Annotated in this window: 26 protein-coding genes and 3 pseudogenes; 18 read left to right on the top strand and 11 right to left on the bottom strand. The window is 70.1% G+C overall.

What is annotated here, in order from left to right; genetic code table 11:
• Window positions 1-10: 10 nt before the first annotated feature.
• Entirely contained in the window at window positions 11-778 is a 768-nt protein-coding gene (locus KHA85_RS06460) for a FadR/GntR family transcriptional regulator (protein ID WP_236885287.1), read from the bottom strand.
• A 154-nt stretch (window positions 779-932) separates the two neighbouring features.
• On the opposite strand from KHA85_RS06460, the pseudogene KHA85_RS06455 reads away from it, so the two are divergent.
• The 4 genes and pseudogenes from KHA85_RS06455 to phoH2 form a co-directional block, all read left to right on the top strand.
• Window positions 933-1067, top strand: a pseudogene (locus tag KHA85_RS06455) (acyl-CoA dehydrogenase family protein); the annotation flags it as partial.
• Window positions 1068-1083: 16 nt separating this feature from the next.
• Window positions 1084-1536: a MaoC family dehydratase gene (locus KHA85_RS06450; protein ID WP_061914346.1), complete on the top strand. Its 453-nt coding sequence runs from the start codon at window positions 1084-1086 to the stop codon at window positions 1534-1536.
• 9 nt (window positions 1537-1545) lie between these two features.
• Window positions 1546-1764: pseudogene (locus KHA85_RS06445) on the top strand (hypothetical protein); the annotation flags it as partial.
• Between the two features lie 214 nt (window positions 1765-1978).
• Window positions 1979-3334, top strand: coding sequence for an RNA 5'-3' helicase PhoH2 (gene phoH2, locus KHA85_RS06440; protein ID WP_061227594.1), 1356 nt, complete (start codon window positions 1979-1981; stop codon window positions 3332-3334).
• 128 nt (window positions 3335-3462) lie between these two features.
• Here the strand turns inward: phoH2 and KHA85_RS06435 are convergent, their stop codons facing one another.
• A complete protein-coding gene (locus KHA85_RS06435) occupies window positions 3463-4866 on the bottom strand; it encodes a class II fumarate hydratase (RefSeq protein ID WP_061227595.1) in 1404 nt (467 codons plus the stop codon).
• 70 nt (window positions 4867-4936) lie between these two features.
• A complete protein-coding gene (gene glpX, locus KHA85_RS06430; RefSeq protein WP_061227596.1) occupies window positions 4937-5947 on the bottom strand; it encodes a class II fructose-bisphosphatase in 1011 nt (336 codons plus the stop codon).
• A gap of 145 nt (window positions 5948-6092) precedes the next feature.
• Here glpX and KHA85_RS06425 point away from each other — a divergent pair, with 145 nt between their 5' ends.
• Window positions 6093-6653 (top strand): DUF4245 domain-containing protein, encoded by a 561-nt coding sequence (locus tag KHA85_RS06425; protein WP_061227597.1) that lies wholly within the window; start codon window positions 6093-6095, stop codon window positions 6651-6653.
• A 47-nt stretch (window positions 6654-6700) separates the two neighbouring features.
• On the opposite strand, the gene KHA85_RS06420 is transcribed toward KHA85_RS06425, so the two are convergent.
• Genes KHA85_RS06420 through KHA85_RS06410 form a run of 3 tightly spaced genes read right to left on the bottom strand, consistent with a single transcriptional unit; the run spans window position 6701 to window position 8657 of the window.
• On the bottom strand, window positions 6701-6934 hold the full coding sequence (locus KHA85_RS06420) for an exodeoxyribonuclease VII small subunit (RefSeq protein ID WP_061227598.1): 234 nt from the start codon (window positions 6932-6934) through the stop codon (window positions 6701-6703).
• Complete coding sequence (gene xseA / locus KHA85_RS06415; protein ID WP_061227599.1) at window positions 6934-8283, bottom strand: exodeoxyribonuclease VII large subunit; 1350 nt, start codon at window positions 8281-8283, stop codon at window positions 6934-6936. The genes KHA85_RS06420 and xseA overlap by 1 nt, the downstream gene beginning before the upstream one ends.
• Window positions 8280-8657 carry a hypothetical protein gene (locus KHA85_RS06410; RefSeq protein WP_236885286.1) on the bottom strand — a complete coding sequence of 126 codons (378 nt, stop codon included), beginning with the start codon at window positions 8655-8657 and terminating at the stop codon, window positions 8280-8282. Before KHA85_RS06410 ends, xseA begins: the two co-directional genes overlap by 4 nt.
• A gap of 84 nt (window positions 8658-8741) precedes the next feature.
• Between KHA85_RS06410 and KHA85_RS06405 the strand changes: the two genes are divergently transcribed.
• Window positions 8742-9722, top strand: a complete 981-nt coding sequence (locus KHA85_RS06405) for a 4-hydroxy-3-methylbut-2-enyl diphosphate reductase (protein WP_061227601.1) — start codon at window positions 8742-8744, stop codon at window positions 9720-9722.
• Window positions 9723-9779: 57 nt separating this feature from the next.
• On the opposite strand, the gene KHA85_RS06400 is transcribed toward KHA85_RS06405, so the two are convergent.
• Both KHA85_RS06400 and KHA85_RS06395 read right to left on the bottom strand, forming a co-directional pair.
• On the bottom strand, window positions 9780-10271 hold the full coding sequence (locus KHA85_RS06400) for a DUF6542 domain-containing protein (RefSeq protein ID WP_243699642.1): 492 nt from the start codon (window positions 10269-10271) through the stop codon (window positions 9780-9782).
• 11 nt (window positions 10272-10282) lie between these two features.
• Complete coding sequence (locus KHA85_RS06395) at window positions 10283-11815, bottom strand: AI-2E family transporter (protein WP_061227602.1); 1533 nt, start codon at window positions 11813-11815, stop codon at window positions 10283-10285.
• Window positions 11816-11913: 98 nt separating this feature from the next.
• On the opposite strand from KHA85_RS06395, the gene ychF reads away from it, so the two are divergent.
• Complete coding sequence (gene ychF, locus KHA85_RS06390; RefSeq protein WP_061227603.1) at window positions 11914-12993, top strand: redox-regulated ATPase YchF; 1080 nt, start codon at window positions 11914-11916, stop codon at window positions 12991-12993.
• A gap of 47 nt (window positions 12994-13040) precedes the next feature.
• Here ychF and KHA85_RS18445 read toward each other — a convergent pair whose 3' ends face one another.
• Window positions 13041-13559 carry a DUF6434 domain-containing protein gene (locus KHA85_RS18445; protein ID WP_308936877.1) on the bottom strand — a complete coding sequence of 173 codons (519 nt, stop codon included), beginning with the start codon at window positions 13557-13559 and terminating at the stop codon, window positions 13041-13043.
• 13 nt (window positions 13560-13572) lie between these two features.
• Between KHA85_RS18445 and KHA85_RS06380 the strand changes: the two genes are divergently transcribed.
• The 3 genes from KHA85_RS06380 (at window position 13573) to KHA85_RS06370 (ending at window position 15465) form a co-directional block, all read left to right on the top strand.
• Window positions 13573-14517 (top strand): helix-turn-helix domain-containing protein, encoded by a 945-nt coding sequence (locus tag KHA85_RS06380; RefSeq protein ID WP_213185195.1) that lies wholly within the window; start codon window positions 13573-13575, stop codon window positions 14515-14517.
• Window positions 14514-15050, top strand: coding sequence for a dihydrofolate reductase family protein (locus tag KHA85_RS06375; RefSeq protein WP_213185194.1), 537 nt, complete (start codon window positions 14514-14516; stop codon window positions 15048-15050). Before KHA85_RS06380 ends, KHA85_RS06375 begins: the two co-directional genes overlap by 4 nt.
• An 88-nt stretch (window positions 15051-15138) precedes the next feature.
• Window positions 15139-15465: a hypothetical protein gene (locus KHA85_RS06370; protein ID WP_213185193.1), complete on the top strand. Its 327-nt coding sequence runs from the start codon at window positions 15139-15141 to the stop codon at window positions 15463-15465.
• Window positions 15466-15562: 97 nt separating this feature from the next.
• Here KHA85_RS06370 and KHA85_RS06365 read toward each other — a convergent pair whose 3' ends face one another.
• Complete coding sequence (locus tag KHA85_RS06365; protein WP_213185192.1) at window positions 15563-16600, bottom strand: methionine synthase; 1038 nt, start codon at window positions 16598-16600, stop codon at window positions 15563-15565.
• Between the two features lie 20 nt (window positions 16601-16620).
• Window positions 16621-17613, bottom strand: coding sequence for a putative oxygenase MesX (locus tag KHA85_RS06360; protein ID WP_213185191.1), 993 nt, complete (start codon window positions 17611-17613; stop codon window positions 16621-16623).
• A 125-nt stretch (window positions 17614-17738) separates the two neighbouring features.
• Between KHA85_RS06360 and KHA85_RS06355 the strand changes: the two genes are divergently transcribed.
• From KHA85_RS06355 to KHA85_RS06325, 8 genes and pseudogenes are all read left to right on the top strand, one after another.
• A complete protein-coding gene (locus KHA85_RS06355; protein ID WP_043567952.1) occupies window positions 17739-18686 on the top strand; it encodes a LysR family transcriptional regulator in 948 nt (315 codons plus the stop codon).
• Between the two features lie 158 nt (window positions 18687-18844).
• The gene (locus KHA85_RS06350; RefSeq protein ID WP_213185190.1) at window positions 18845-19369 is read left to right on the top strand and encodes a DUF1877 family protein; all 525 of its coding nucleotides are present in this window, start codon (window positions 18845-18847) and stop codon (window positions 19367-19369) included.
• Window positions 19370-19548: 179 nt separating this feature from the next.
• On the top strand, window positions 19549-19989 hold the full coding sequence (locus KHA85_RS06345) for an NUDIX hydrolase (RefSeq protein WP_213185189.1): 441 nt from the start codon (window positions 19549-19551) through the stop codon (window positions 19987-19989).
• Window positions 19990-20052: 63 nt separating this feature from the next.
• Window positions 20053-20100 (top strand): annotated as a pseudogene (locus KHA85_RS18605) (hypothetical protein); the annotation flags it as partial.
• A gap of 36 nt (window positions 20101-20136) precedes the next feature.
• Window positions 20137-20541: a P-loop NTPase family protein gene (locus KHA85_RS06340; RefSeq protein WP_236885285.1), complete on the top strand. Its 405-nt coding sequence runs from the start codon at window positions 20137-20139 to the stop codon at window positions 20539-20541.
• 56 nt (window positions 20542-20597) lie between these two features.
• Complete coding sequence (locus KHA85_RS06335) at window positions 20598-21038, top strand: YtoQ family protein (protein ID WP_213185188.1); 441 nt, start codon at window positions 20598-20600, stop codon at window positions 21036-21038.
• Window positions 21039-21075: 37 nt separating this feature from the next.
• Entirely contained in the window at window positions 21076-21762 is a 687-nt protein-coding gene (locus KHA85_RS06330) for a mismatch-specific DNA-glycosylase (RefSeq protein WP_007631365.1), read from the top strand.
• A 51-nt stretch (window positions 21763-21813) separates the two neighbouring features.
• Window positions 21814-22119, top strand: a complete 306-nt coding sequence (locus KHA85_RS06325; protein WP_213185187.1) for a monooxygenase — start codon at window positions 21814-21816, stop codon at window positions 22117-22119.
• The last annotated feature ends 180 nt before the right edge of the window (window positions 22120-22299 follow it).

Genomic DNA, 22299 nt, shown 5'->3' with positions numbered 1-22299 from the left:
GCCGCGCCCGTCACCAGGCGAGGTCCCATCGGATCGGCTGCTCCAACGCCGCGCGGAACTTCTTCTTCAGATAGTGGTGGTGGTCCGTGATGTGCTGCGCCATGAGGTCGTGGGCCGCCACGGCGTCGCGGTCGGCGATCGCCCGGTAGATGTCCTCGTGGATCGCGCACGTGTGGTCGCGCTGTCGCTTCGGGTAGGCCACCCCCATGGATGCGCCCGCCAGGATCCCGAGCAGCGCGTCGAAGAGATACCCGAACAGGACGCTGCCCGACCCCCACGCGATGAGGGCGTGGAACCGCTCGGAGTCCTCGGTGAAGTACTCACCCCCCTCGGCCCCCTCGCGCGTGGCCTCGACGTTGAGGCGGAGCTCCTCCAGCGCCTCGCGGCTCATCCGCCCGGCGGCGAGTCGCGCGATCGACGGCTCCATCGCCGCCCTCGCCTCCATGATCGTGGAGAACGGGGCGTTCTCGAACTGCATGAGCAGGCTCAACGCGGCGGCGAGCGTCCCGCCGTCGGGCTGCTGGACGATCGGGCCGCCACCTGGCCCGGGCTTCAGGGTGATCGCCCCCTGTAGTTCCAAGTACCGCAGGGACTCCCGCAGCGTGCCCCGGCCGACGCCGTACTCCTCCAGCATGAGGTGCTCGGGCGGCAGCCGGTCACCGACGGTGTTGCCGCGCCGGGCGATGTCCTCGACGATCCGCTTCGCCACCAGCAGCGCCGTTTTCTGCGGACGCGAGATCCCGCCGGGCCCGCGCTGCGTATCGCCTGTCGTATCCATGTGCACCATCATCCTGCATTCACGGCATGAGGACCGTGAAGGCCCAGTCCAGGACGTCCGCGTTGCCGTCGGGTCGGTGAGCACGCACCCGCGCGCGCAGATCGAGTGCGGTGCCGCCGCCCGAGCACCGTCAGCTCCGCCCGGCTGATGGTCGGTCATCACCGGTGCCACGACGTTCATCACCGACGCCCGTCGCTCGGGTCTCATCGCGCTGCCGTGCAAGACCGATCCGGAGGCGACCCCGCGGCACCCGGGGATGTCTATCGTGGTGGTGGAGCACGGCCCGGGATGAGGAGAGGATTGAAATGAGGGTGTTCGAGGGCCTGGACCAGGTGTCGGCGGCGATCGGCGAGCACGTGGGATACAGCGACTGGATGGAGATCACGCAGGAGCGCGTCGACGCGTTCGCCGACGCGACAGGGGATCACCAGTGGATCCACGTGGACCCCGCCCGAGCTGCGGAGGGGCCCTACGGTACGACCATCGCCCACGGGTACCTCACCCTGTCACTGTTGCCGGTACTCGGGAACCGGGTCATGGACATCCGCGGGTTCTCGATGATGATCAACTACGGGCTCGGCAAGGTGCGGTTCCCCGCGCCGGTCCCGGTGGGATCCCGGATCCGGGCCGGCGTCGAGCTGACCTCACTCGACCGCAAGCCCTCCGGCGCCCAGCTCACCACGCTCGTCACGGTCGAGATCGAGGGCGGCGACCGGCCGGCGGTGGTCGCCGAGGCCATCCGCCTCATGGTCGAGTGACGGACCGCGGCCACGGCCGAGCTGCTCGGCAAGCTCGACCTGAGCCTCGCGGACGTCGACCTCCTCGAGCTGAACGAGGCGTTCGCCGCTCAGGTGCTCGCGCGCCGGCGGGAGTGAGAGGCCTTCCACGGCTTCAGCACCGCTGACAGAAAGCGACCCAACGTCCACGGCACGGGGATCTCGCTGGGACACCCCGGCGGGCCGGAGACGGCGGACGCGGGAGGTCGCGGAGAATTCACGTCGACTTAACTACAGCGATGTGATTCGGGGCGTAGCGTCGGGGCCAACGGTCGGTGGGGAAGCCGACCGTCGGGAGGTCCCAGCCGATGATCGTTTTCCGCGATCGGGAGGGGGCCGGCACCCGGCCCTGTCGTCTCCGGACGACCTGGGCCGACCGGTCCATCCCGACACGACCGCGGGTGCCGCGGTCCAGGAGCGCGCCGTGACCGACACCGTCCGTACCTACGTCCTCGACACCTCGGTTCTGCTGTCCGACCCGTGGGCCGTCACCCGCTTCGCCGAGAACCGGGTGGTCCTACCCATCGCGGTGATCGGGGAGCTCGAGGCCAAGCGCCACCACCCCGAGCTGGGCTACTTCGCCCGCGAGGCACTGCGGCTTCTAGAGGACCTGCGCCTGCGCCACGGCCGCCTCGACGGCGACCTGCCCGTCACCGACACCGGCGGCACCCTCCGGGTCGAGCTCAACCACACCGACCAGTCGGTCCTGCCCGCCGGGTTCCGCGACACCGGCAACGACTCCCGGATCCTCGCCTGTGCGCTCAACCTGCGGGCCGAGGGCGACGACACCGTCCTCGTCTCCAAGGACGTCCCGCTCCGCGTCAAGGCGGGCTCGGTGGGACTGCCCGCGGACGAGTACCACGCGCAGGACGTCGTCCTCACCGGCTACAGCGGCGTCTCGGACCTGCCCGCCACCCAGGAGCTCGTAGACACCCTGTTCTCGACCGGCGGTGTCTCACCGCTCGCCGCCCGCGCGGCCGGCCTCGACGCCGAGACGCCCGTCCACTGCGGGGTGCGGGTACAGACCGACTCGTCCTCCGCGTTGGCCCGTGTCACCGACGACGGCGGCCTCAGGCTGGTCCGCGGCGACGTCGAGGTCTTCGGCCTGCGGGGCCGCTCGGCCGAGCAGCGTATCGCGATCGACTGCCTGCTCGACGAGTCGATCGGCATAGTCTCGCTCGGTGGCCGCGCCGGCACCGGCAAGTCCGCCCTCGCCCTGTGCGCCGGGCTCGAATCCGTGCTCGAGCGACGTCGACATCGCAAGATCGTCGTCTTCCGGCCCCTGTACGCCGTCGGCGGTCAGGAACTCGGCTACCTCCCGGGCAGCGAGTCGGAGAAGATGTCTCCCTGGTCGCAGGCCGTGTTCGACACCCTCGAGGGGCTCGTCAGCGAGAACGTGATCGACGAGGTGATGGATCGCGACATCCTCGAGGTGCTGCCACTGACCCACATCCGGGGCCGCAGCCTCCACGACTCGTTCGTGATCGTCGACGAGGCGCAGTCGCTCGAGCGCAACGTCCTGCTCACCGTGCTGTCCCGACTGGGCACCGGATCGAGGGTCGTGCTCACCCATGACGTGGCGCAGCGCGACAACCTCCGGGTCGGCCGGCACGACGGGATCCAGGCGGTGGTGGAGAAGCTCAAGGGCCACCCGCTGTTCGCCCACATCACGCTCAGCAGGTCCGAGCGCTCGGCCATCGCCGAGCTCGTCACGACCATGCTCGAGGAGTTCCAGCCGGACGCCTCGGTCGGTGCGCTGCGGCGCATCCACGCCGCCTGAGGCGGGCGGTCGGGGACCGGGCCCGCCCCTCGGGGCGAGGAATCCAGCGGAGAGAGGACGGCAGCGGCGCAGGGCCCGGGCGGAGTCGCCGGGGCCCTGCGCCTGTGTCCGGGTGCGGTGGCGGCGGGTCAGCGCTCGCGATCGAGACCCGTCATCCCGAGGACGTCGAGACGACGGTCGAGCTCCTCCTCGGACAGCGGGTCGGGGACGAAGCCCAGCGCGATGACCGCCTCGCGGATGGTCAGCCCCTCGGCGAGGGCGTGCTTGGCGACGCGGGCCGCCTCCTCGTAGCCGATCGCCGAGTTCAGCGGCGTGACGATCGAGGGGGAGGACTCGGCCAGACGGCGCATGCGGTCGACGTCCGGCTCGATGCCGTCGATGCACCGCTCGGCGAACAGGGTCGACGACGTGGACAGGATCCGGACCGACTCCAGCACGTTGCGGGCCATCACGGGGATGGCGGTGTTCAGTTCGAAGGCGCCGCTCGCGCCGGCCCAGGCGACCGCGGCGTCGTTGCCGACGACCTGGGCGGCGACCTGCGCGACCGTCTCGCACAGCACCGGGTTGACCTTGCCGGGCATGATCGACGACCCGGGCTGCAGGTCCGGCAGGTGCACCTCGGAGAGCCCGGTCATGGGGCCGGACCCCATCCAGCGGATGTCATTGGCGATCTTGGTCAGCGAGACCGCGACCGTGCGCAGTGCGCCCGACAGCTCGACGAGCCCGTCACGGGCGGCCTGGGCCTCGAACGGGTCCACGGCCAGGCGGAGCTCCTCGAGACCGGTGAGGGAACGCAGCTCCTCGACGACGGCGGAGCCGAACCCGTCCGGGGCGTTGAGCCCGGTGCCCGCTGCGGTGCCGCCGATCGGCAGCTCGCCCACGCGGGGCAGGGTGCCGCAGACACGCTCGATGCCGGCCCGGATCTGGCGGGCGTAGCCGCCGAACTCCTGACCGAGGGTGACGGGGACGGCGTCCATGAGGTGCGTGCGGCCGGGCTTGACCACGTCGCGCCACTGCTCGGCCTTCGACTCGAACGACTCCGCGAGCACGCCGAGGGCCGGCACGAGGTCGGCGATCACGACCTCCGTCGCAGCGACGTGCGTGGCCGTGGGGAACGTGTCGTTGGACGACTGCGACATGTTCACGTCGTCGTTCGGGTGGACCGTGACGCCCTCGGCCGCGCAGAGCGAGGCGATGACCTCGTTGGTGTTCATGTTGGAGCTCGTGCCCGACCCCGTCTGGAACACGTCGACGGGGAAGTGGTCGTCGACCTCGCCCTCGGCGATACGGCCGGCGGCCGCGACGATCGCGTTGACCTTCTCCCGGTCGAGCAGCCCGAGGCGCCCGTTGACGGTCGCGCAGGCGGACTTGAGCAGCCCGAGCGCGCGGATCTGCGTCCGCTCGAGGCCCCGGCCCGAAACGGGGAAATTCTCCACGGCGCGCTGGGTCTGTGCACGCCAGAGGGCGTCGACCGGGACCCGGACCTCGCCCATCGTGTCGTGTTCGATACGGAATTCAGTCTGATCGGCCATGGGGCCAGACTAGGCGCGCCCGCCGGGCCGTGCAGGAACTACGGCGCGGGCCCGGCGAGCGCGGGTGCCGTCAGCGGGCGTCGGCGGCCTGGCCGTAGTCGACGGCCGAGAACTCGCGGAGCTTCTCCATCTTGTGACGGCCCTCGACGTGGCGGACCGTGCCGGACTTGGACCGCATGACCAGGGACCGGGTGACGGCGCCGTTGGAGCGGTAGCTCACGCCCCGGACCATGTCGCCGTTGGTGATGCCGGTGGCGGCGAAGAAGCAGTTGTCGCCCTTGACGAGGTCGTCGGTGCCGAGGATGGCGTCGACGTCCAGGCCGGCGTCGACGGCCTTCTGCCGCTCCGCGTCGTCCTGCGGCCACAGCTGGCCCTGGATCTCGCCACCCATGCACTTCATGGCGCACGCGGTGATGATGCCCTCCGGCGTACCGCCGATGCCCATGAGCATGTCCACCGAGCTGTCGTCGGAGGCCGCCGCCACGCCGCCCGCGACGTCGCCGTCCATGATGAGACGGACCTTGGCGCCGGCCGCACGGATCTCGGCGATGAGCTCGGCGTGGCGGGGCCGGTCGAGCACGCACACCGTCATGTCGCCGACGTCGATGTTCTTGGCCTCGGCCACCGACCGGATGTTCCACTCGGTGGACCTGGACAGGTCGATCCGGCCGACGGCGTCCGGGCCGACCGCGATTTTGCGCATGTAGAACACCGCCGACGGGTCGAACATCGCGCCGCGCTCGGCGACCGCGATCACGGCGATCGAGTTGGGGCGACCCTCCGCCATGAGGCGGGTGCCGTCGATCGGGTCCACGGCCACGTCGACCGCCGGCCCGTCACCGGTGCCGACCTTCTCGCCGTTGTAGAGCATGGGCGCCTCGTCCTTCTCGCCCTCACCGATCACCACTGTGCCGTCCATGTCGACGGTCGAGATGAGCTCACGCATGGCGTCGACCGCGGCACCGTCGCCACCGTTCTTGTCGCCCCGGCCCACCCAGCGCCCGGCGGCGAGAGCGGCGGCCTCGGTCACACGGACCAGCTCCATGGCGAGGTTACGATCGGGGCGCTTGGCGTCTGACATAGGTGGTCTGGCTCCTCGGAGGCGGGCGCGGGCGCGACGGGGTCACGCGCGTGCGGCGGGTTGTCGGCGCTCATTGTTCCACCTCCGCCACCGGGCCGGGGCCCACGCACCGGAGTCGCCCCGGGTGGGTGGGATACTCACAGGCGTGGCCGAGGCGAAACCGAGAATCCTGCAGGGCAACCGCGACATGTTCTGGTCGGTGGTGGTGCTCATGGTCATCTGCGGACTCTTCGCCGGTGTCGCCGGACTGTGCACCTTCAGCCCGTCGGGCCCCGAGCAGGGGCAGATCCCGCAGTTCGACGCCGACGCGTCTTTGCGCCAGGACGCCCGCAGCCTCGAGTACCCGATCCGCTCGCCCGAGGTCCCCGCGGACTGGACCGCCAACTCCGGCCGCGTCCAGGGCTTCGCCGGCACCACCTCCAGCCACGTCGGCTGGGTGACCGGCGAACGCAGCTACGTCGAGCTCGTCCAGTCCGACGCACCGGAGGACGCGTTCCGCTCGCTGAACGGCGGCCCGCGGCCCGAGCGCACCATGGTGCCGATCGCCGGGCGGGAATGGACCGTCCTCACCGGCGACGACGTCCGCCCCGTGTGGGTGCTAGACCTCGACGACGTCCGCGTGGCCGTGACCGGCTCGGCGCCCACCGATCAGTTCGAGACGCTCGCCGCCGCCGTCCAGGACGCGGAGCCGCTCCCCGCGCAGTGATCGCCCGCGCGGGGAGGTGAGCCTTCCCGCATGACCGGGCGGCGGGCTCAGCCCCGGGCGGCGCCGCCCTCGTCGTCGTCGCCGAGGACCGCGTCGATGCGCGCACGGGCGCCGTCGAGATGCTCGGTGCACCGCGCGGCGAGTTCCTCGCCCCGCTCCCACAGGGCGAGGGAGGCGTCCAGGTCCTGGCCGCCGGCCTCGAGGATGCGGACCACCTCGATGAGCTCGTCGCGGGCCTGCTCGTAGCCCAGTTCGGAGACGGGGGTCTGCTCGTCGGACATCAGGACTGCTCCTCGGGGGTGTCGGACTCGGGGGTGTCGGACTCGGGGGTGTCGGTGGTGTGCGACCCGGTGGTGGTCGGCGCGGGGGCGGCGGTGCGGCCGGCGGCGGGCGTCGACCCGAGCACCGCCGCGGACAGGGCGCCGTCGGAGACCCGGATGCGCAGCTGGGAGCCGGGCGGGGCGTCGGCGATCGACGACACCACCCGGCCGTCGTGCACCCCGGCCACCGACTGGACCACCGCGTAGCCGCGGGCGAGGGTGGCCGCCGGGCCCAGGGTGGTCAGGCGCGCCGACAGGTGGCCGAGCGACGTGGACTCCGAGTCGATGATCCGGGTGATGTCGCGCCGCGCGGCCCGCAGCGCCTCGGCGACGACCTCCGCGCGCGAGTCGACGATCCCGTGGGGGTTCGCCATGCACGGCCGGGACCGCACCGCGGCGAGCTGGTTGCGCTCGCGCTCCACCCAGCCGCGCAGGGCCCGGGCGGTGCGGGCGCGCGCCTCGGCGATGCGGCGCCGCTCCTCGACCACGTCGGGGACGACGCGCTTGGCGGCGTCGGTGGGCGTGGCGGCACGCAGGTCGGCGACGAGGTCCGACAGCGGGGAGTCGGGCTCGTGTCCGATCGCCGAGACGACCGGCGTGCGGCACCGCGAGATCGCGCGGATCAACGCCTCGTCGGAGAAGGGGAGGAGGTCCTCGACGGAGCCGCCGCCGCGGGCGAGGATGATGACGTCGACGACGGGGTCCGCGTCCAGCTCGGCCAGCGCGTCGAGGATCTGGGGCACGGCCGACACGCCCTGCACGGCCGTGTTCCGCACGGCGAAACGCACGTCCGGCCAGCGGCCACGGGCGACCTCGACCACGTCGCGCTCGGCGGCGCTCGCCCGGCCCGTGATCAGACCGACGCACGTCGGCAGGAACGGCAGCGGTCGCTTGAGGCGGGGATCGAACAGACCCTCCGCCGCCAGGGCCTGCTTGAGCCGCTCGATGCGCGCCAGCAGCTCGCCCACGCCGACCGGGCGGATCTCCGAGACCTGGAGCGAGAACGAGCCGCGGCCCGTGTAGAAGCGCGGCGTGCCGCGCACCACGACCCGGCTGCCCTCCGTGACCGGGACGGGTGACTCGGAGATGAGCCGGGGCGGGCACGTCAGCGTCAGCGAATTGTCGACGGACGGGTCACGCAACGTGAGGAAGGCCGTGCGGGTGCCCGGGCGCAGACTCAACTGGGTGATCTGACCCTCGACCCACACCGCGCCCAGGCGGTGGATCCACGCGGCGATCTGGTCCGAGACGACCCGGACCGGCCACGGTGACTCGGGGCTGCTCGGGGTGCCGGGGGAGGAGGCGCTCACGCGTCGCGGGGGGTGACGCGGCCCGTCGGCACGTCCGGATCGTCATCGTCGTCACCGCCGCCGCGGGGCGCCCGCGACGAACCGTACACCCGGTAGGACACGTCGAGGACCTCCTCGGTCTCGTCCTCGTCGAACGTCGCCCACTCCGGCTGATCCGACCGGGCGGGGAAGACCGAGGCGAGCACCCTGTCGCCCTTGACGGCCAGGTCGGTGAGGGTCTGCCCCGCGTGCAGGTACGACTGCACCAGGCCGCCGGCGACCCGCACGGGCACGCCGGGCAGCGTGGACACCGCCTCGATCGCGCGGCCGGGCAGGGCCACGACGCGCTCGGCCGCGGTGGCGGCCAGACCGATCGAGGCACGGGTCAGAAACAATGGTCGGAGCATGCGGACCTCTCTGCCGGGGGGCGTGCGGGAGGCGTAATGGTCGAAATCCAGTATGAACCGTACCCTGGTGACATGACCGAGCAGACCGACATGATCGCCGAACCGGCAACCAAGCGGGTACTACTCGCGGAACCGCGCGGCTACTGTGCCGGCGTCGACCGAGCCGTCGAGACGGTCGAGAAAGCCCTGGAGAAGCACGGGGCGCCGCTGTACATGCGCAAGGAGATCGTCCACAACAAGTACGTGGTGGAGTCCTTCACCAAGCGTGGGGTGATCTTCGTCGACGAGACCGACGAGGTGCCCCAGGGCGCGAATCTCGTGTTCTCCGCCCACGGGGTCTCGCCCGCGGTCCGGGAGAGCGCCAAGCAGCTGGAGCTCACCACCTTCGACGCCACCTGCCCGCTCGTGACCAAGGTGCACACCGAGGTCAAGCGCTTCGCCCGGGAGGGCTACCAGATCCTGCTGGTCGGCCACGAGGGCCACGAGGAGGTCGAGGGCACCGCCGGCGAGGCGCCCGACGTGGTGACCCTGGTCGACGGGCCGGACGCCGTCGACACCCTCGAGGTGCCGACGGACACGGAGAAGCTCATCTGGCTGTCCCAGACCACGTTGAGCGTGGACGAGACCATGGAGACGGTCCGCCGCCTCAAGGAGAAGTACCCCACGCTCATCGACCCGCCGTCCGATGACATCTGCTACGCCACGCAGAACCGCCAGAGCGCGGTCAAGGCGATGGCGCCCCAGTGCGATCTGGTGATCGTGGTGGGTTCGAAGAATTCCTCGAACTCCGTGCGGTTGGTCGAGGTGGCCCTCCAGGCCGGCGCGGATGCCGCCCATCTGGTGGACTACGCCGACGAGATCGACCTGGCGTGGCTCGAGGGGGTCACCACCGTGGGGGTGACGTCCGGCGCGTCCGTTCCGGAGATCCTCGTCCGCGGGGTGCTCGAGCTCCTCGACGAGCACGGGTACAGCGATGTGTCGACCGTCAAGACCGCGCAGGAGACCATCACCTTCGCCCTGCCCCGCGAGCTGCGGATGCCGCAGAAGGCCTGACCCGACCGCCCGCTCCCCGCGGGCCGGAGGGCACTCACCGCCCCGGTACGCCCCGCCTCAGCGGCGGGCGTGTGCCGGGGCGGTGCGCTGGATATAGGGGGCCGCCGGCCGCGCGGGCCGCGGCTCCAGAACGAACGCCCGGATCAGGGCTATCGCGATGACGACGACGGTCGTGGCGACCATCAGGGGGAACCGGGTCGCCAACGGCAGTGCGACCGAGACGATCTGCGTCCGCGAGAACACGTCCGCGCCCGAGCCCGCCCCGGAGATCACGTAGACCAGCGGCACCAGCAGCGTCATGATGATCGGCGGCTGGACCGCGGCCACGAACAGCGAGCGGCGCGAGATCGCGAGCACCGACACCACGCACCCGAGGACGAACGCGACGGTGAACCCGACGCCGAGCTCGCCCGAGACCGAGTCGATGGCCACGCCGGTCAGCGTGATGGCCACCGCCAGCAGGACCGCGGTCCAGGCGGGCAGCCCGCGCATCGAGGAGACCACGGACCTCTCGTCCGCGGGCACCCGGCCACTCCTGCGTCTACTCACGGAAGATGACTCTAACCGCCCAGCCGACGGGCGAGGAAACGGCCGAAACGACGCAGCGGACGGGGCTTGGCCGCCTCCTCTCGCGGGGATGGCCGCGTGCCGGTGACCGCCATCGGGTCGGTGATGCCGGGTTCGGGCGGGAGCTGATCCGATAACGGCGGAGCGGCGAGGCCGGCGTCACCGCCCACCTCGTCGTCGTCACCCGTCGCGGCGACCCCCGCACCACCCGGCGCCGACGCGGCGACGGCCGCCGTGCGCGCTCCGGGCGTCGCCGAACGCGGCGGGGCGATGTCCGGCCGTTCGTCGATCATCCCGGCCATGATCGCGGTGCTGCTCTTACGGAGCGGAGCGAACCGCGAGCTGGACATCTCCCCGAGCCAGGCCGTCAGGCGGCCCTCGTCGGTCGCGGAGGCCAGATCGGAGGCGGTGACGTCGCCGGTGCGCAGATCGATCTGCTCGTTGATATACCGGATGACCACCGCGGCCACGGCGAGGATCGGCACCGCGAGGAACGCGCCGATGATGCCGAAGAGCGTGCTGCCCGCGGCCACACCCAGGAGGATGACGCCCGGATGCAGGTTCATGGCGCGCGACTGCAGGATCGGCTGGAGGACGTTGCCCTCGAGCTGCTGTACGGCGATGATGACCACCAGGACGATGATCGCGGTGGTGAACCCGTTGGCCACCAGCGCGATGAGCACGGCGAGCGCTCCGGCGGTGAACGCACCGACGATGGGGATGAAGCCCGCGATGAAGGTGATGACCGCCAACGCCCACGCCAGCGGTACGCCCAGGATCACGAGCGCGAGGCCGATGAGCACGGCGTCGACGAACGAGACGATCGCCTGGGCGCGGATGAAGCCGCCCAGTGTGTTCCACGCCCGGGTGAGGACCTCGGTGAGGTGGCGGCCGGCGGTGCGGCCGGTGTTGCGACGCACGAACGGCAGGAACCGCGGCCCGTCCTTGATGAAGAAGAACGTGAGCACCAACACCAGGACCAGGGTGACGACGAACGATCCCACCGCGCTGACTCCGGTGAACACGCCGGACGCGATCTGGTCGCCCCGGTCCTGCAGCGTCGAGCTGAGCTGGTCCAGCAGGCGGTCCAGCTGCTCGTCACGGATGTTGAGCGGCGGCCCCCGCAGCCAGTCCTGGACCTCGGTGATCGCCTCGGACGTCTGGTCGGCGAGCTGCACGCTCTGCTCCACGATCGACGGGGCGATCAGTGCGATGACGCCGGTCAGCAGCCCCAGGGAGCCGATGATCGACAGCATGGCGGCCAGGCTTTTGGGCACCTTGTGCCGCACCATCCAGCCCGTCACGGGCCACAGGACGGTGGAGATGATCAGCGCCAACAGGATCGGCAGGATCCCCACCCACAGCGCGCCGCCGATCCGCGAGATGAGCCATCCCGCGACCAGCAGGATGGCCAGGCGCAGGGCCCAGTCGGTGACCCATCGCCCACCCAGGCCGATGAGTACGGACCGGTCGACGTGCTGTTCCTGATCCTCGACGGGGGGATGCGGCTTCGGCTCGTCGCTCATGGGAGTCATCTTGTCAGAGGCCGCGTCGGTGCGCTCCCTGTGACGGCCCGACGGCCGCGGGGGAGGGCCGCAGGCCGCGGTCCGTAGACTGTGGCCTCGTGAGCCTCACCCTCGGAATCGTCGGACTGCCCAACGTCGGTAAGTCGACCCTGTTCAACGCCCTGACGAACAACGACGTCCTCGCGGCGAACTATCCGTTCGCCACCATCGAGCCCAACGTCGGCGTGGTCGACCTGCCCGATCCCCGCCTCAACCGACTCGCCGAGATCTTCGGCTCCGAGCGGATCCTGCCCGCCGTCGTGTCGTTCGTCGACATCGCGGGCATCGTCAAGGGCGCCAGCACCGGCGAGGGCATGGGCAACAAGTTCCTCGCCAACATCCGTGAGGCCGATGCCATCTGCCAGGTCGTGCGCGTCTTCGACGACCCGGACGTCATCCACGTGGACGGCAAGGTCGACCCGATGGCCGACATCGAGGTGATCGCCACCGAGCTGATCCTCGCCGATCTGGAGACCATCGAGAAGGCGCTGCCGCGGATCGAGAAGGACGCCCGCAAGGACAAGTCGCTGGTGGCGCAGCTCGAGGAGATCCGCAAGGCCCAGGCCGTGCTCGAGGACGGGCGCACCCTGTTCAAGGCCCAGGACGAGATCGACCGCGGCCTCCTGCGCGATCTGCACCTCATGACCGCCAAGCCGTTCCTCTACGTCTTCAACGCCGACGAGTCGGTGCTGACGAGCGACGAGCGCAAGGCCGAGCTCAGCGCCGCCGTCGCGCCCGCCGACGCCGTGTTCCTCGACGCCAAGGTCGAGGCCGAGCTGCAGGAGCTCGACGAGGACGACGCCATGGAGCTGCTCGAGTCGATCGGCCAGACCGAGCCCGGCCTGAACGCGCTCGCTCGCGCAGGCTTCCACACCCTCGGGCTGCAGACCTACCTCACCGCCGGCCCCAAGGAGTCGCGCGCCTGGACCATCCGCAAGGGCGACACCGCCCCCAAGGCCGCCGGCGTCATCCACACCGACTTCGAGAAGGGCTTCATCAAGGCCGAGATCGTCTCGTTCGACGACCTCGACGCCGCCGGCTCGATGGCCGCGGCCAAGGCGGCCGGCAAGGTGCGCATGGAGGGCAAGGACTACGTCATGGCGGACGGCGACGTGGTGGAGTTCCGCTTCAACGTCTGAGATCGCGCAACGGTGGCGGGGCCGCGGGTACCGGGAGCACCGGCGGGTCAGGCCCGTCCGCGCTGGTCCACCGGTCGCTCGCGGTAGTCGCGCCAGGCCCGACGCGCATTGTCGCGGGTTCCGGTCGGGTGAGTCTCGTGCCACGCGCGGGTGAACCGGTTGTACTCGAACTGCGAGTCGATCGGCTTCGCGTCCCGTCCGCGGGTCGATCGGTAGTGATCGAGTGCGTCCTGCATCGTGTGCGTTCCGTCGGTTCCGGCGAAGAAGGCGCGCATCTCGGCATCGAAGCTGAAGTGAGATCCCACCTGCTCGACGAACCACGCCCGGACGACCTGGCTGCACCTCTGGCCCCGCGGTATGACCGTTTCGAGCGTCAACGGGCCGGCGAGCTGAGCTCTCGCGGAGCGCGCGGGCGCCGGTGGCTCATCAAAGGGGACGCCGTCTAGCGCCGCCGCGAGCCGGCGGGTCAGCAGGTCCTTCCCGCCCGTCGCCCTGACGCCGAGTCTTCTGGCGGCCCCGGCCTGATATCGAGCAAGAACGGTCGGGTCGATGGCGCCCCGTTCCACTGATAATCACAGCATGACCGCACGACGCCCGGGACGAGATCGCATCCGCGAGCTGCTCGACGCCGTTCTCGCCGAGCACGAAGGCGGCGCAGTCCTGAACACGCTCGCGGCGGACGCCCACTCGTCGTCGTTCCACTTCAGTCGTCAGGTGAGCCGGGCGGCAGGAGAAGCGCCGGCGGCGATGCGGCGGCGTGTCCTCCTCGAGCGCGCGGCCTGGGAGATCCAAGGAGGACGCAGCGTCACCGATGCGGCGTTCGCAGCGGGATACGACTCGGTCGAGGGATTCTCGCGCGCGTTCTCGCGGGCGTTCGGGTGCCCTCCTGGCGCCATGCCGCCGCGACACGACCGGGGCCACTGGCTGCCTGCACCGAACGGCATCCATTTCCACTCCCCGACGGTGCTCTACGTCGACGCGGGACGGGAGATCTCGGCCGGCGACGTCGTCGCCTTGATGATCCGGCACGACCTCGACGACACCGCCGCGGTGCTCGCCGCCGCCGAGGGGGTCGACGACGACGAGTTCCGGCGCGAGAGGTTGCCGGGACACAGGGTGCTCGAGTGGGCGGGTGACGAGACGACCCTCGCGGACGTCCTGCGTCACCTGGCCCTGGACAAGCTGCCCTGGCTCGCGTGCATCGAGGGGGAGGACGAGCCGGACCTCGGCGTGGAGGACGACGTCGCGAGTCTCCGCAGGCGGCACTCCGAGATCGCCGCGCGGTGGCTGGCCATGACACGCGATGTGGAACGCCGTGGCGCGTGGGGCGACCGGGTGGTCGACGCGCTCTGTGACCCACCCGAGTCGTTCCTGCTGTCGCAGATCGTCGCCCACACCCTCACGTTCTCGGCCCACCGCCGCCAGCTCGCGCGCTGGATGCTCGCGCAGGCCGGCGTCGACATCAGGCATCTCGATCCCGACCCGATCATGTGGCATCGCCGCGCCTCAGGAGGACCCTCATGACCCGCTACCGCTACTACACCGCCACGACCCTCGACGGATTCCTCGCGGACGACGACCACTCGCTGGCCTGGCTGTTCAAGCAGGACATCGACGAGAACGGGCCGGGCAGCACCGACGCGTTCCTCACGGAGGTGGGGGCGCAGGTCATGGGGGCGTCCACGTACGCGTGGGTGCTCGAACACGACCGTGACTGGTTGCCCGAAATCCGCACCTTCGTGTTCACCCACCGGGAGCTGGAGGCGGTGAACGACCACGTCTCCTTTGTCGCGGGCGCCCCGTCTGATCACCGCGAGTCGCTGGAGTCCGCGGCCGGTGGTCGCGATGTGTGGGTGATGGGTGGCGGCGGGCTGGCAGCCGAGTTCGCCGGGGCGGGGATGCTCGACGAGGTGGTGGTCTCGATCGCGCCGGTGACGCTCGGGTCGGGCAAGCCGCTGTTCGGTGGCGCGTTCGACCTCGAGCTGAAGGGGTGCGAGCGCAACCGCGACTTCGTGGTTGCCCGGTACGGCGTCCGGGGACCTCTGTCAGACTCGTGAAGGCCGGCCCGTACAGCGGGTGGCAGCGCACGCGGTAGAGCGCCGCCAGGGAGGGCGGAGCCGGTCGCGCCGACCGATAGGGGAGCCAGTGACTGTTCTACGCGAGGTGACCGGTGTGATCGCTGCGGGCCTGTGCGGCGCGCTGCTCACCAACGCCGTGCCGCACACGGTCAAGGGACTGACCGGCGAGCGGTTCCCGACGCCCTTCGCCACGCACCCGGGCGTCGGGTTGTCCCCGCCACTGCACAACGTGGCCTGGGGCCTACTCAATCTCGCGGCGGGTGGCGCGCTGGCGCGTCGCGTGGAGTCACCGAGGGACAGGGCCGCTGCAGCCACCGGCGGCGTCGCCATGGCGTTCGTCCTCGCGCACTACTTCGGCGGCCTCGACCTCTCCGACGATCGGGCGGAGCGCTGACCGGTGTGCCGCGGCGGTCGTTGGTGGTCCGGGATCGGGGCGGTCGCGGGCATCGCATGCAGGGCGGGGCCGGCGCTCGCAGACCCGGCCCGATCCGTCAGGCGTGAGAGGTGACGAGCTCCTCGCGGACGAGGCGTGTTCCAGCGCTGAGTGCGCTGAGCTTCGCGAGTGCGACGTCCCGCGACAAGGGCGCCATGCCGCAATTGGTGCTCGGCAGGAGCTTGTCCGCGTCCACGAACTCGAGCGCGCTGCGGAGCGTGTCCGCGACCTCCTCAGGAGTCTCGACCTTCTCGCTGGCCACGTCGATCGCCCCGAGCATGACCTTCTTGCCGCGCAGTAGCCCGACCAGGTCGATCGGGACGCGGGAGTTATGGGACTCCAGCGAGATGATGTCGATACCGGACTGCTGCAGGAGGGGGAACGACTCCTCGTAGTGCCGCCACTCCGAGCCGAGCGACGCCTTCCAGTCGGTGTTTGCCTTGATCCCGTAGCCGTAGCAGATGTGGACGGCGGTCTCGGCGCGCAGGCCTTCGACCGCGCGTTCCAGGGCCGCCACGCCCCAGTCCTTGAGCTCGTCGAAGTAGACGTTGAAGGCGGGCTCGTCGAACTGGATGATGTCGACCCCCGCGGCCTCCAGGTCTCGCGCCTCCTGGTTGAGGATCGCCGCGAACTCCCACGCCAGCGCCTCGCGGCTGGAGTAGTGGCGGTCGTACAGCGTGTCGATCATCGTCATGGGCCCGGGGAGAGCCCACTTGATGGGCTTGTCGGTCTGCTGCCGCAGGAACGTCGCGTCGTCCACGAAGACCGGCTTCTCGCGGCTGACGGCGCCCACCACGGTGGGCACGCTGGCGTCGTAGCGGTTCCGGATGCGCACGGTCTCGCGCTGCTCGAAGTCGACCCCGTCGAGATGTTCGATGAAGGTCGTCACGAAGTGTTGCCGGGTCTGTTCGCCGTCGCTGACGATGTCGATGCCGCGATCGCTCTGCTCCTTCACGGCGATACGCAGCGCGTCCTGCTTACCTTCGGCCAGCTCGGGGCCCTCCAACCTCCAGGGCGACCAGAGGGTCTCCGGCTGTGCTAGCCACGACGGCTTGGGCAGGCTGCCGACGGTGGTGGTGGGCAGGATCGGGGACATGATCGACTCTCCTCTGGTGCTCATCCGACGAGCACCGGGTAGCGGGCGGCCCACTGTTCGAGCTGTGCTCGGTGCGGCTTCATGAGGGCTTCCTCCGTGAACCTGCCCTGCGCCTTGCCGAGCCGGTTGCGCTCCTCGCGGTCGTACACGATCGGGGTGGGTGAGAAGTCGCCGTGATCCAGAGTGGGGCGGTAGACGTCCGCGGCGGGGGACTGAGCGTTGTAGATCTCCGGACGGTAGATCTTCTGGAAGGTCTCCATCACGCTGATGGTGCCGATGAGCTGCAGGTCCGTGTAGTCGTGGAGCAGGTCACCGCGGAAGTAGAACGCGAGCGGCGCGACGCCGCCCGGTGGCATGAAGTACCGGACCTCCAGCCCCATCCGGGCGAAGTACTCGTCGGTCAGCGAGAAGTCGTCCTGCTGGTACTCGGTACCGAGGACGCGATGGTGGTGTCCGGTCCGGCGGTAGGTCCGGCTCGTCGACACGCTGATGCAGATAACCGGCTCCGCGGAGAAGCGCTCCCGGTACGCCTCCGAGGCGACGAAGCGCTGAAAGAGTCTGCCGTGCAGGTCGCCGAAGTCGTCGGGCACGGTGAACTCAGCGGTGTTCTCGTTGGCCGCCGGCAGGAGAACGCTGAAGTCGTAGTCCCGGACGTAGGACGAGAAGTTGTTCCCCACGATGCCCGGGTGACGCTCACCGGTGTCCCGGTCGAGGATCTGGACGTCCAGGACCTCGATCAGCGGGAACCGCTGGCTCTCGCCTGCCGAGGTGAACTGCAGATCCGCGGACACGATCTCCAGCTCGACGGTGTAGCGGTCCCGGCTCGGGTCGTGCCGGCCGGCGAGTCCGTTGAACCGGTCGTCGATCATGGCGAGGGCGCGGCGGAGGTTCTGCCGGCGGTGCTCGCCCCGTGCCAGGTTGGCGAAGTTCGTGGTGGTGCGGGAATTCTCCGACGGTGAGTAGTCCTCGTCGAAGCGGGTGGTGGTGATGCTGAACGCGAAGTCGTCCGACATGTACATCCAATGCGGGTCTCGATCGGCCGGGCTCGGCCTTGCGGAAAATCTGTGCCCTCATCCTGCAGCCCCAGTTCAGGCATCGGGTAACTACCGTTTGCTATGCGTCTCTATAGTCTGTGCATATGGGCAGGGCATCCAGGGGCATCACGCTGCAACAGTTGGAGTACTTCATCGAGGTCGCGGCGGAGGGGTCGATCACGGGCGCGGCGGAGCTCCTCTACGTCGCCCAGCCGACCATGTCCGCCGCGATGAAGGACCTCGAGTCCAGGGTCGGGCGCACGCTGCTCTCGCGGTCCGCCCGGGGTGTGACGCTGACCGAGGAGGGTGCGGAGTTCCTCGGCTACGCCAGACAGGTCGTCGAGCAGATGTCCCTGCTCGAGCAGCGGTATCTCGGCCAGCCACCGTCCCGCCGACTGCTCGGGGTCTCCGCGCAGCACTATTCCTTCGTGGTCGAGGCGTTCATCAGGATGGTGCGGTCCGCTGACGTGGAGCAGTACGAGTTCTCTCTTCGCGAGACCCGGACCTGGGAAATCATCGAGGACGTCCGGACGCTCCGGAGCGAGGTGGGCATCCTGTACCGCAACGACTTCAACCGGAAGGTCATCGACAAACTCCTGCGCGATTCCGGTCTCGTCTTCCACCCGCTCTTCGCGGCGGTCCCGCACATCTTTATCTCGAGGAAGAACCCGTTGGCCGCCCGCGAGCGGGTCACGCTCGGTGACCTGACCGACCTGCCCCGGCTCACGTTCGACCAGGGGGCGAACAACTCGTTCTACTTCGCCGAAGAGATCCTCTCCACCCTGTCGAGCAAGCGGGAGATCCGGGTCGCCGACCGCGCGACCATCTTCAATCTGATGATCGGACTCGACGGGTACACCATCTCGACCGGCATCATCAGTGACGACCTCGACCCGGAGATCGTGGCGATCCCGCTCGACGTGGACGAGAGCATCGAGATCGGCTGGATCAGCCACTCCGGCATTCCGCTCACCGAGCAGGCGCTGCGCTACCTGGCCGAGGTACGGGCCGTCGTCGCGGACTACGGAATCGACCTACTCGACTCGCCGTGACGCGGGTCGGAGTCTCGGCTTACTGTTCAGCGCTCGTCGCCTACACCACCGCGTGACCGGCCCGCTGGTTCTCCACAGGCGAGCCGAAGCCGGATCCTTCATCCACAGGTGGCCGCGCACGAGCTTCTCAGCACGTCGCTCTCCGCGATGCTGGGCTCATGGGAATCCGTTACTACGCATATGCCTTCGACGCCGACGCCACCCAGGCCGTGCTCGCCGACCCGCGCGCCTACATCAGCGCCGACCCCTTGGCGGATGCCTGGGGTTTTCCGCCCGGGTCCACGGTCGCCGCGACCGACTTTCGACAGGGCCCTCGGGAGGAGGACATGCTCTACCTGGACAAGGCGTGGAGAAATCTGCAGTTGATGACGTCACCGTCTGATCCGACTGACGAGCCCCGCCCGGCGTATCGCATGTTCGAGGGCGACGTGACGCCGCTCGCGAACTGGGAAGGGTGGCTGCCGTGGGTTCGGGCGATCCCGCCAGAGGACGTCGCCCCGATCGCCGATGATCCGGACACACTCACCCGTGCGGACTTCGTTCCCTGTCTGCCCCCGCGTGACGGAGATGAGCCGGGCAACGAGTCGGAAGCGGAGTACGTGGACCACTACGTGAACCGGACGAGACGATTTCTCCGCGGACTCGTAGAGTCCGGCCGGGGCTTCGCGTACCTGATCGGGTAGCGGGCATCACGGCTTTCCCGGGTCGACCGTCGTGCCCGGGGAGTCGTGCAGGCTGCGCCGCAACATTCACCCCGCGGCTACGCTTCCCGCGTGACCACATTCCTCGCCCCCGGGACATCGATCGACGTCATCGAGTGCCCCGAGATCCCGTGACGAGTGCTGCGTCCGCGCCGAGGATAGTGCGGAAGGTCGTCGGGTACGTCGTCCACGAGGGGCGGTTGCTGGTGTTCACGCATGACGGGTTCCCGCTCGTCGAGGTTGGCGTCCAGGTGCCCGCCGGGATGATCGAGCACGGGGAGTCCCCCGAGGAGGCGGCTGTCCGTGAGGTCGCCGAGGAGACCGGGATCCGTGCTCGCGTCGTCCGTTCGCTCGGCACGGAGCGCTACGACATGCGGCCGTCGAAGCCCGAGATCCACGAACGGCACTTCTTCCACCTCGAGCCCGAGGACCTGACGTTCCCCGAGCGTTGGCCGGCCGGCGAGCCGAGGCCGTCGGGCGGCGGCGAGCGTCAGGAATGGACGTGCTTCTGGATCCCGGTGGAGCGGGCTCATGTCCTGTGCGCGGGGTTCGGCGCGCGTGTCGGCGAACTCGCCGTCACCGCCGGACGCCGGCGGTGGTGACGGTGGTGCGTCGCGTGCTGGTGGTGGAGTTCCGGTTCGGGTAAGACGACGACGGCGAGGCGGATCGCAGGCGAGCTGGGTGTTCCCCACATCGAGCTCGACGCGTTGCACTGGGGGCCTGACTGGACGGCCGCGACTGCGGGGGAGATGCAGGAGAGGGTGCGTGAGGCCATCCGCCCGGACGCCTGGGTGGTGGACGGAAACTACCGGTCCAAGATCGGCACGCTCGTGTGGGATCGTGCGGACACCGTCGTCTGGGTGAGCCCGCCCCGCCCGGTCGCGGTGTGGCGCGCGCTGACCAGGACGATCCGCCGTGTCGCGACCGGGCAGGAGCTGTGGAACGGGAACCGCGAGCGCTGGTCGTCGCTGATGTTCTGGCGAGGAGAGGAGTCGCTTCTCTGGCTCGCGTGGGCGCTCTATCCCCGGACCAGGGATCGTTACGAGGCGGCCATGAGGGACCCGGCGAACGGTCACCTCCGGATCCACCGGGTGCGCACGGCGCGCGAGGTGGACCGCGTCATCGCGGCGTGGAAGTCCGGCCCCGGCGCATGACAGTCGTGGCTCGCGGGGAAGTTGCCGAGGTCGCCGCACTCATGGATGGTGAGGTCATGAGTTTCACCGTGTACCTGTCCGGCGAGATCCACACCGACTGGCGTGACCAGATCCGGAGCGGCGCGACGGCCGCAGGCCTCGATGTCACCTTCACCGAGCCGGTCACCGACCACCCGGCGAGCGATGCCGCGGGCGACCACCTCTGCGGGACCGAGAACCCCTTCTGGCGAGACCACCAGTCGGCGAAGGTCAACGCGATTCGTACGCGTACGTTGATCGAACAGAGCGACCTGGTGGTGGTGCGCTTCGGGGAGAAGTACAAGCAGTGGAACGCCGCCTTCGACGCCGGCTACTGCGCGGCCCTGGGCAAGCCCTACGTGACGCTCCACGATGCGGAGATCGTCCACCCGCTCAAGGAGGTCGACGCGGGGGCCCAGGCCTGGTGCACGACCACGGACCAGGTGGTGGAGATCCTGCGCTACGTGCTCGAGGCGTGAGTCCGGCGGCGCCCACGACGGGTGAGGTGCGGTCGCCGTGGGCGTGAGGGGCCGGCCCCGGCGTCCAGCCCCGCTGCGGGGTCGGCGACCTACGAAGCAGGATCTCGCCGCCTTCGCCGACCTGCAGGAGGACGGCGTCGACGACGTCCTGCCGGCCGACCCCGGCGCGTTGCGGCTCCTCATCGTGGGCATCAACCCCGGCCTGTGGACCGCGGCCGTCAACGCGCCCTTCGCGCGGCCCGGCAACCGTTTCTGGCCGTCCCTCCATCGCGCCGGACTCACCGATGACCTCGTCGACGCCACGACCGGACTCTCCGACGCGGACGAGGAGAAACTCCTCGCGGCCGGCATCGGGATCACCAACCTCGTCGGACGCGCCACGGCGCGGGCGGACGAGCTCTCCCGCGAGGAGCTGCGGGAAGGCGGGGCGCGTCTCGCGGAGCGCGCGGGCACACTCCGCCCGGGCGTCGTGGCCATCGTGGGGATCACCGCGTTCCGAGCCGCGTTCTCCCGCCCCGGTGCGACCACGGGAAGGCAGGACGGCACGACACTGCCCGGGTGGCCGGAGGACGTCGAGCTGTGGGTCGTGCCGCAGCCCAGTGGGTTGAACGCCCACGAGACCGTCGACTCGCTCGCCGAGTACTGGCGCCAGGTGTGGGCTGCGGTGCAGGCGCGCGCGCCGCACCCGGGGCGAGTGGATGGCGGCGCTCCAGCGGAAAGCTGATCCGTCCACCAGCGGTATCCTGGTGTCTCGAGACGGACCGGGAGGGCGACGATGGCTGTAGTGGTACAGGTGAACTTTCCGATGCGAGGCCCCTGGGGCGCGGAGATGGCGGAGGCGTTTCGCGGGCTGGCGGAGTCGATCAACACCGAGCCGGGATTTCTCTGGAAGGTGTGGATCGAGGACGAGTCGGCCGGCCGGTCCGGAGGGATCTACCTCTTCGACACGCGCGAGAACGCCGAAGCCTATGTCGCGATGCACACCGAGCGTCTCGCCGGGTTCGGGATCACCGAGGTGAGCGCGACCTTCTCGGACGTCAACGAGCCCCTGAGCACGCTCAACCGCGCCACGCTGGCCTGAGTCAGCCGAGATGAGATCGCAGCGCGCGCCGGGCGGAGAGAGTGTGCCGGGACGACGGTCCTCCCCGGCGACGTCGGGTCGTCCGCGGAGCCGGGCGCATTCCATCCGGTCCGCGGCCGGATCCGACGGGCGAAACGGGCACCGGTCGGCCGGTCGGCCCCCGCCCGCTCGCCGTAGCAC

The organism is Dietzia massiliensis (assembly GCF_018390595.1).
GTDB classification, from domain to species: Bacteria; Actinomycetota; Actinomycetes; order Mycobacteriales; family Mycobacteriaceae; genus Dietzia; species Dietzia massiliensis.
The sequence above is the reverse complement of the archived record's forward strand: the minus strand, read 5'-3'. Positions and strand labels throughout refer to the sequence as shown.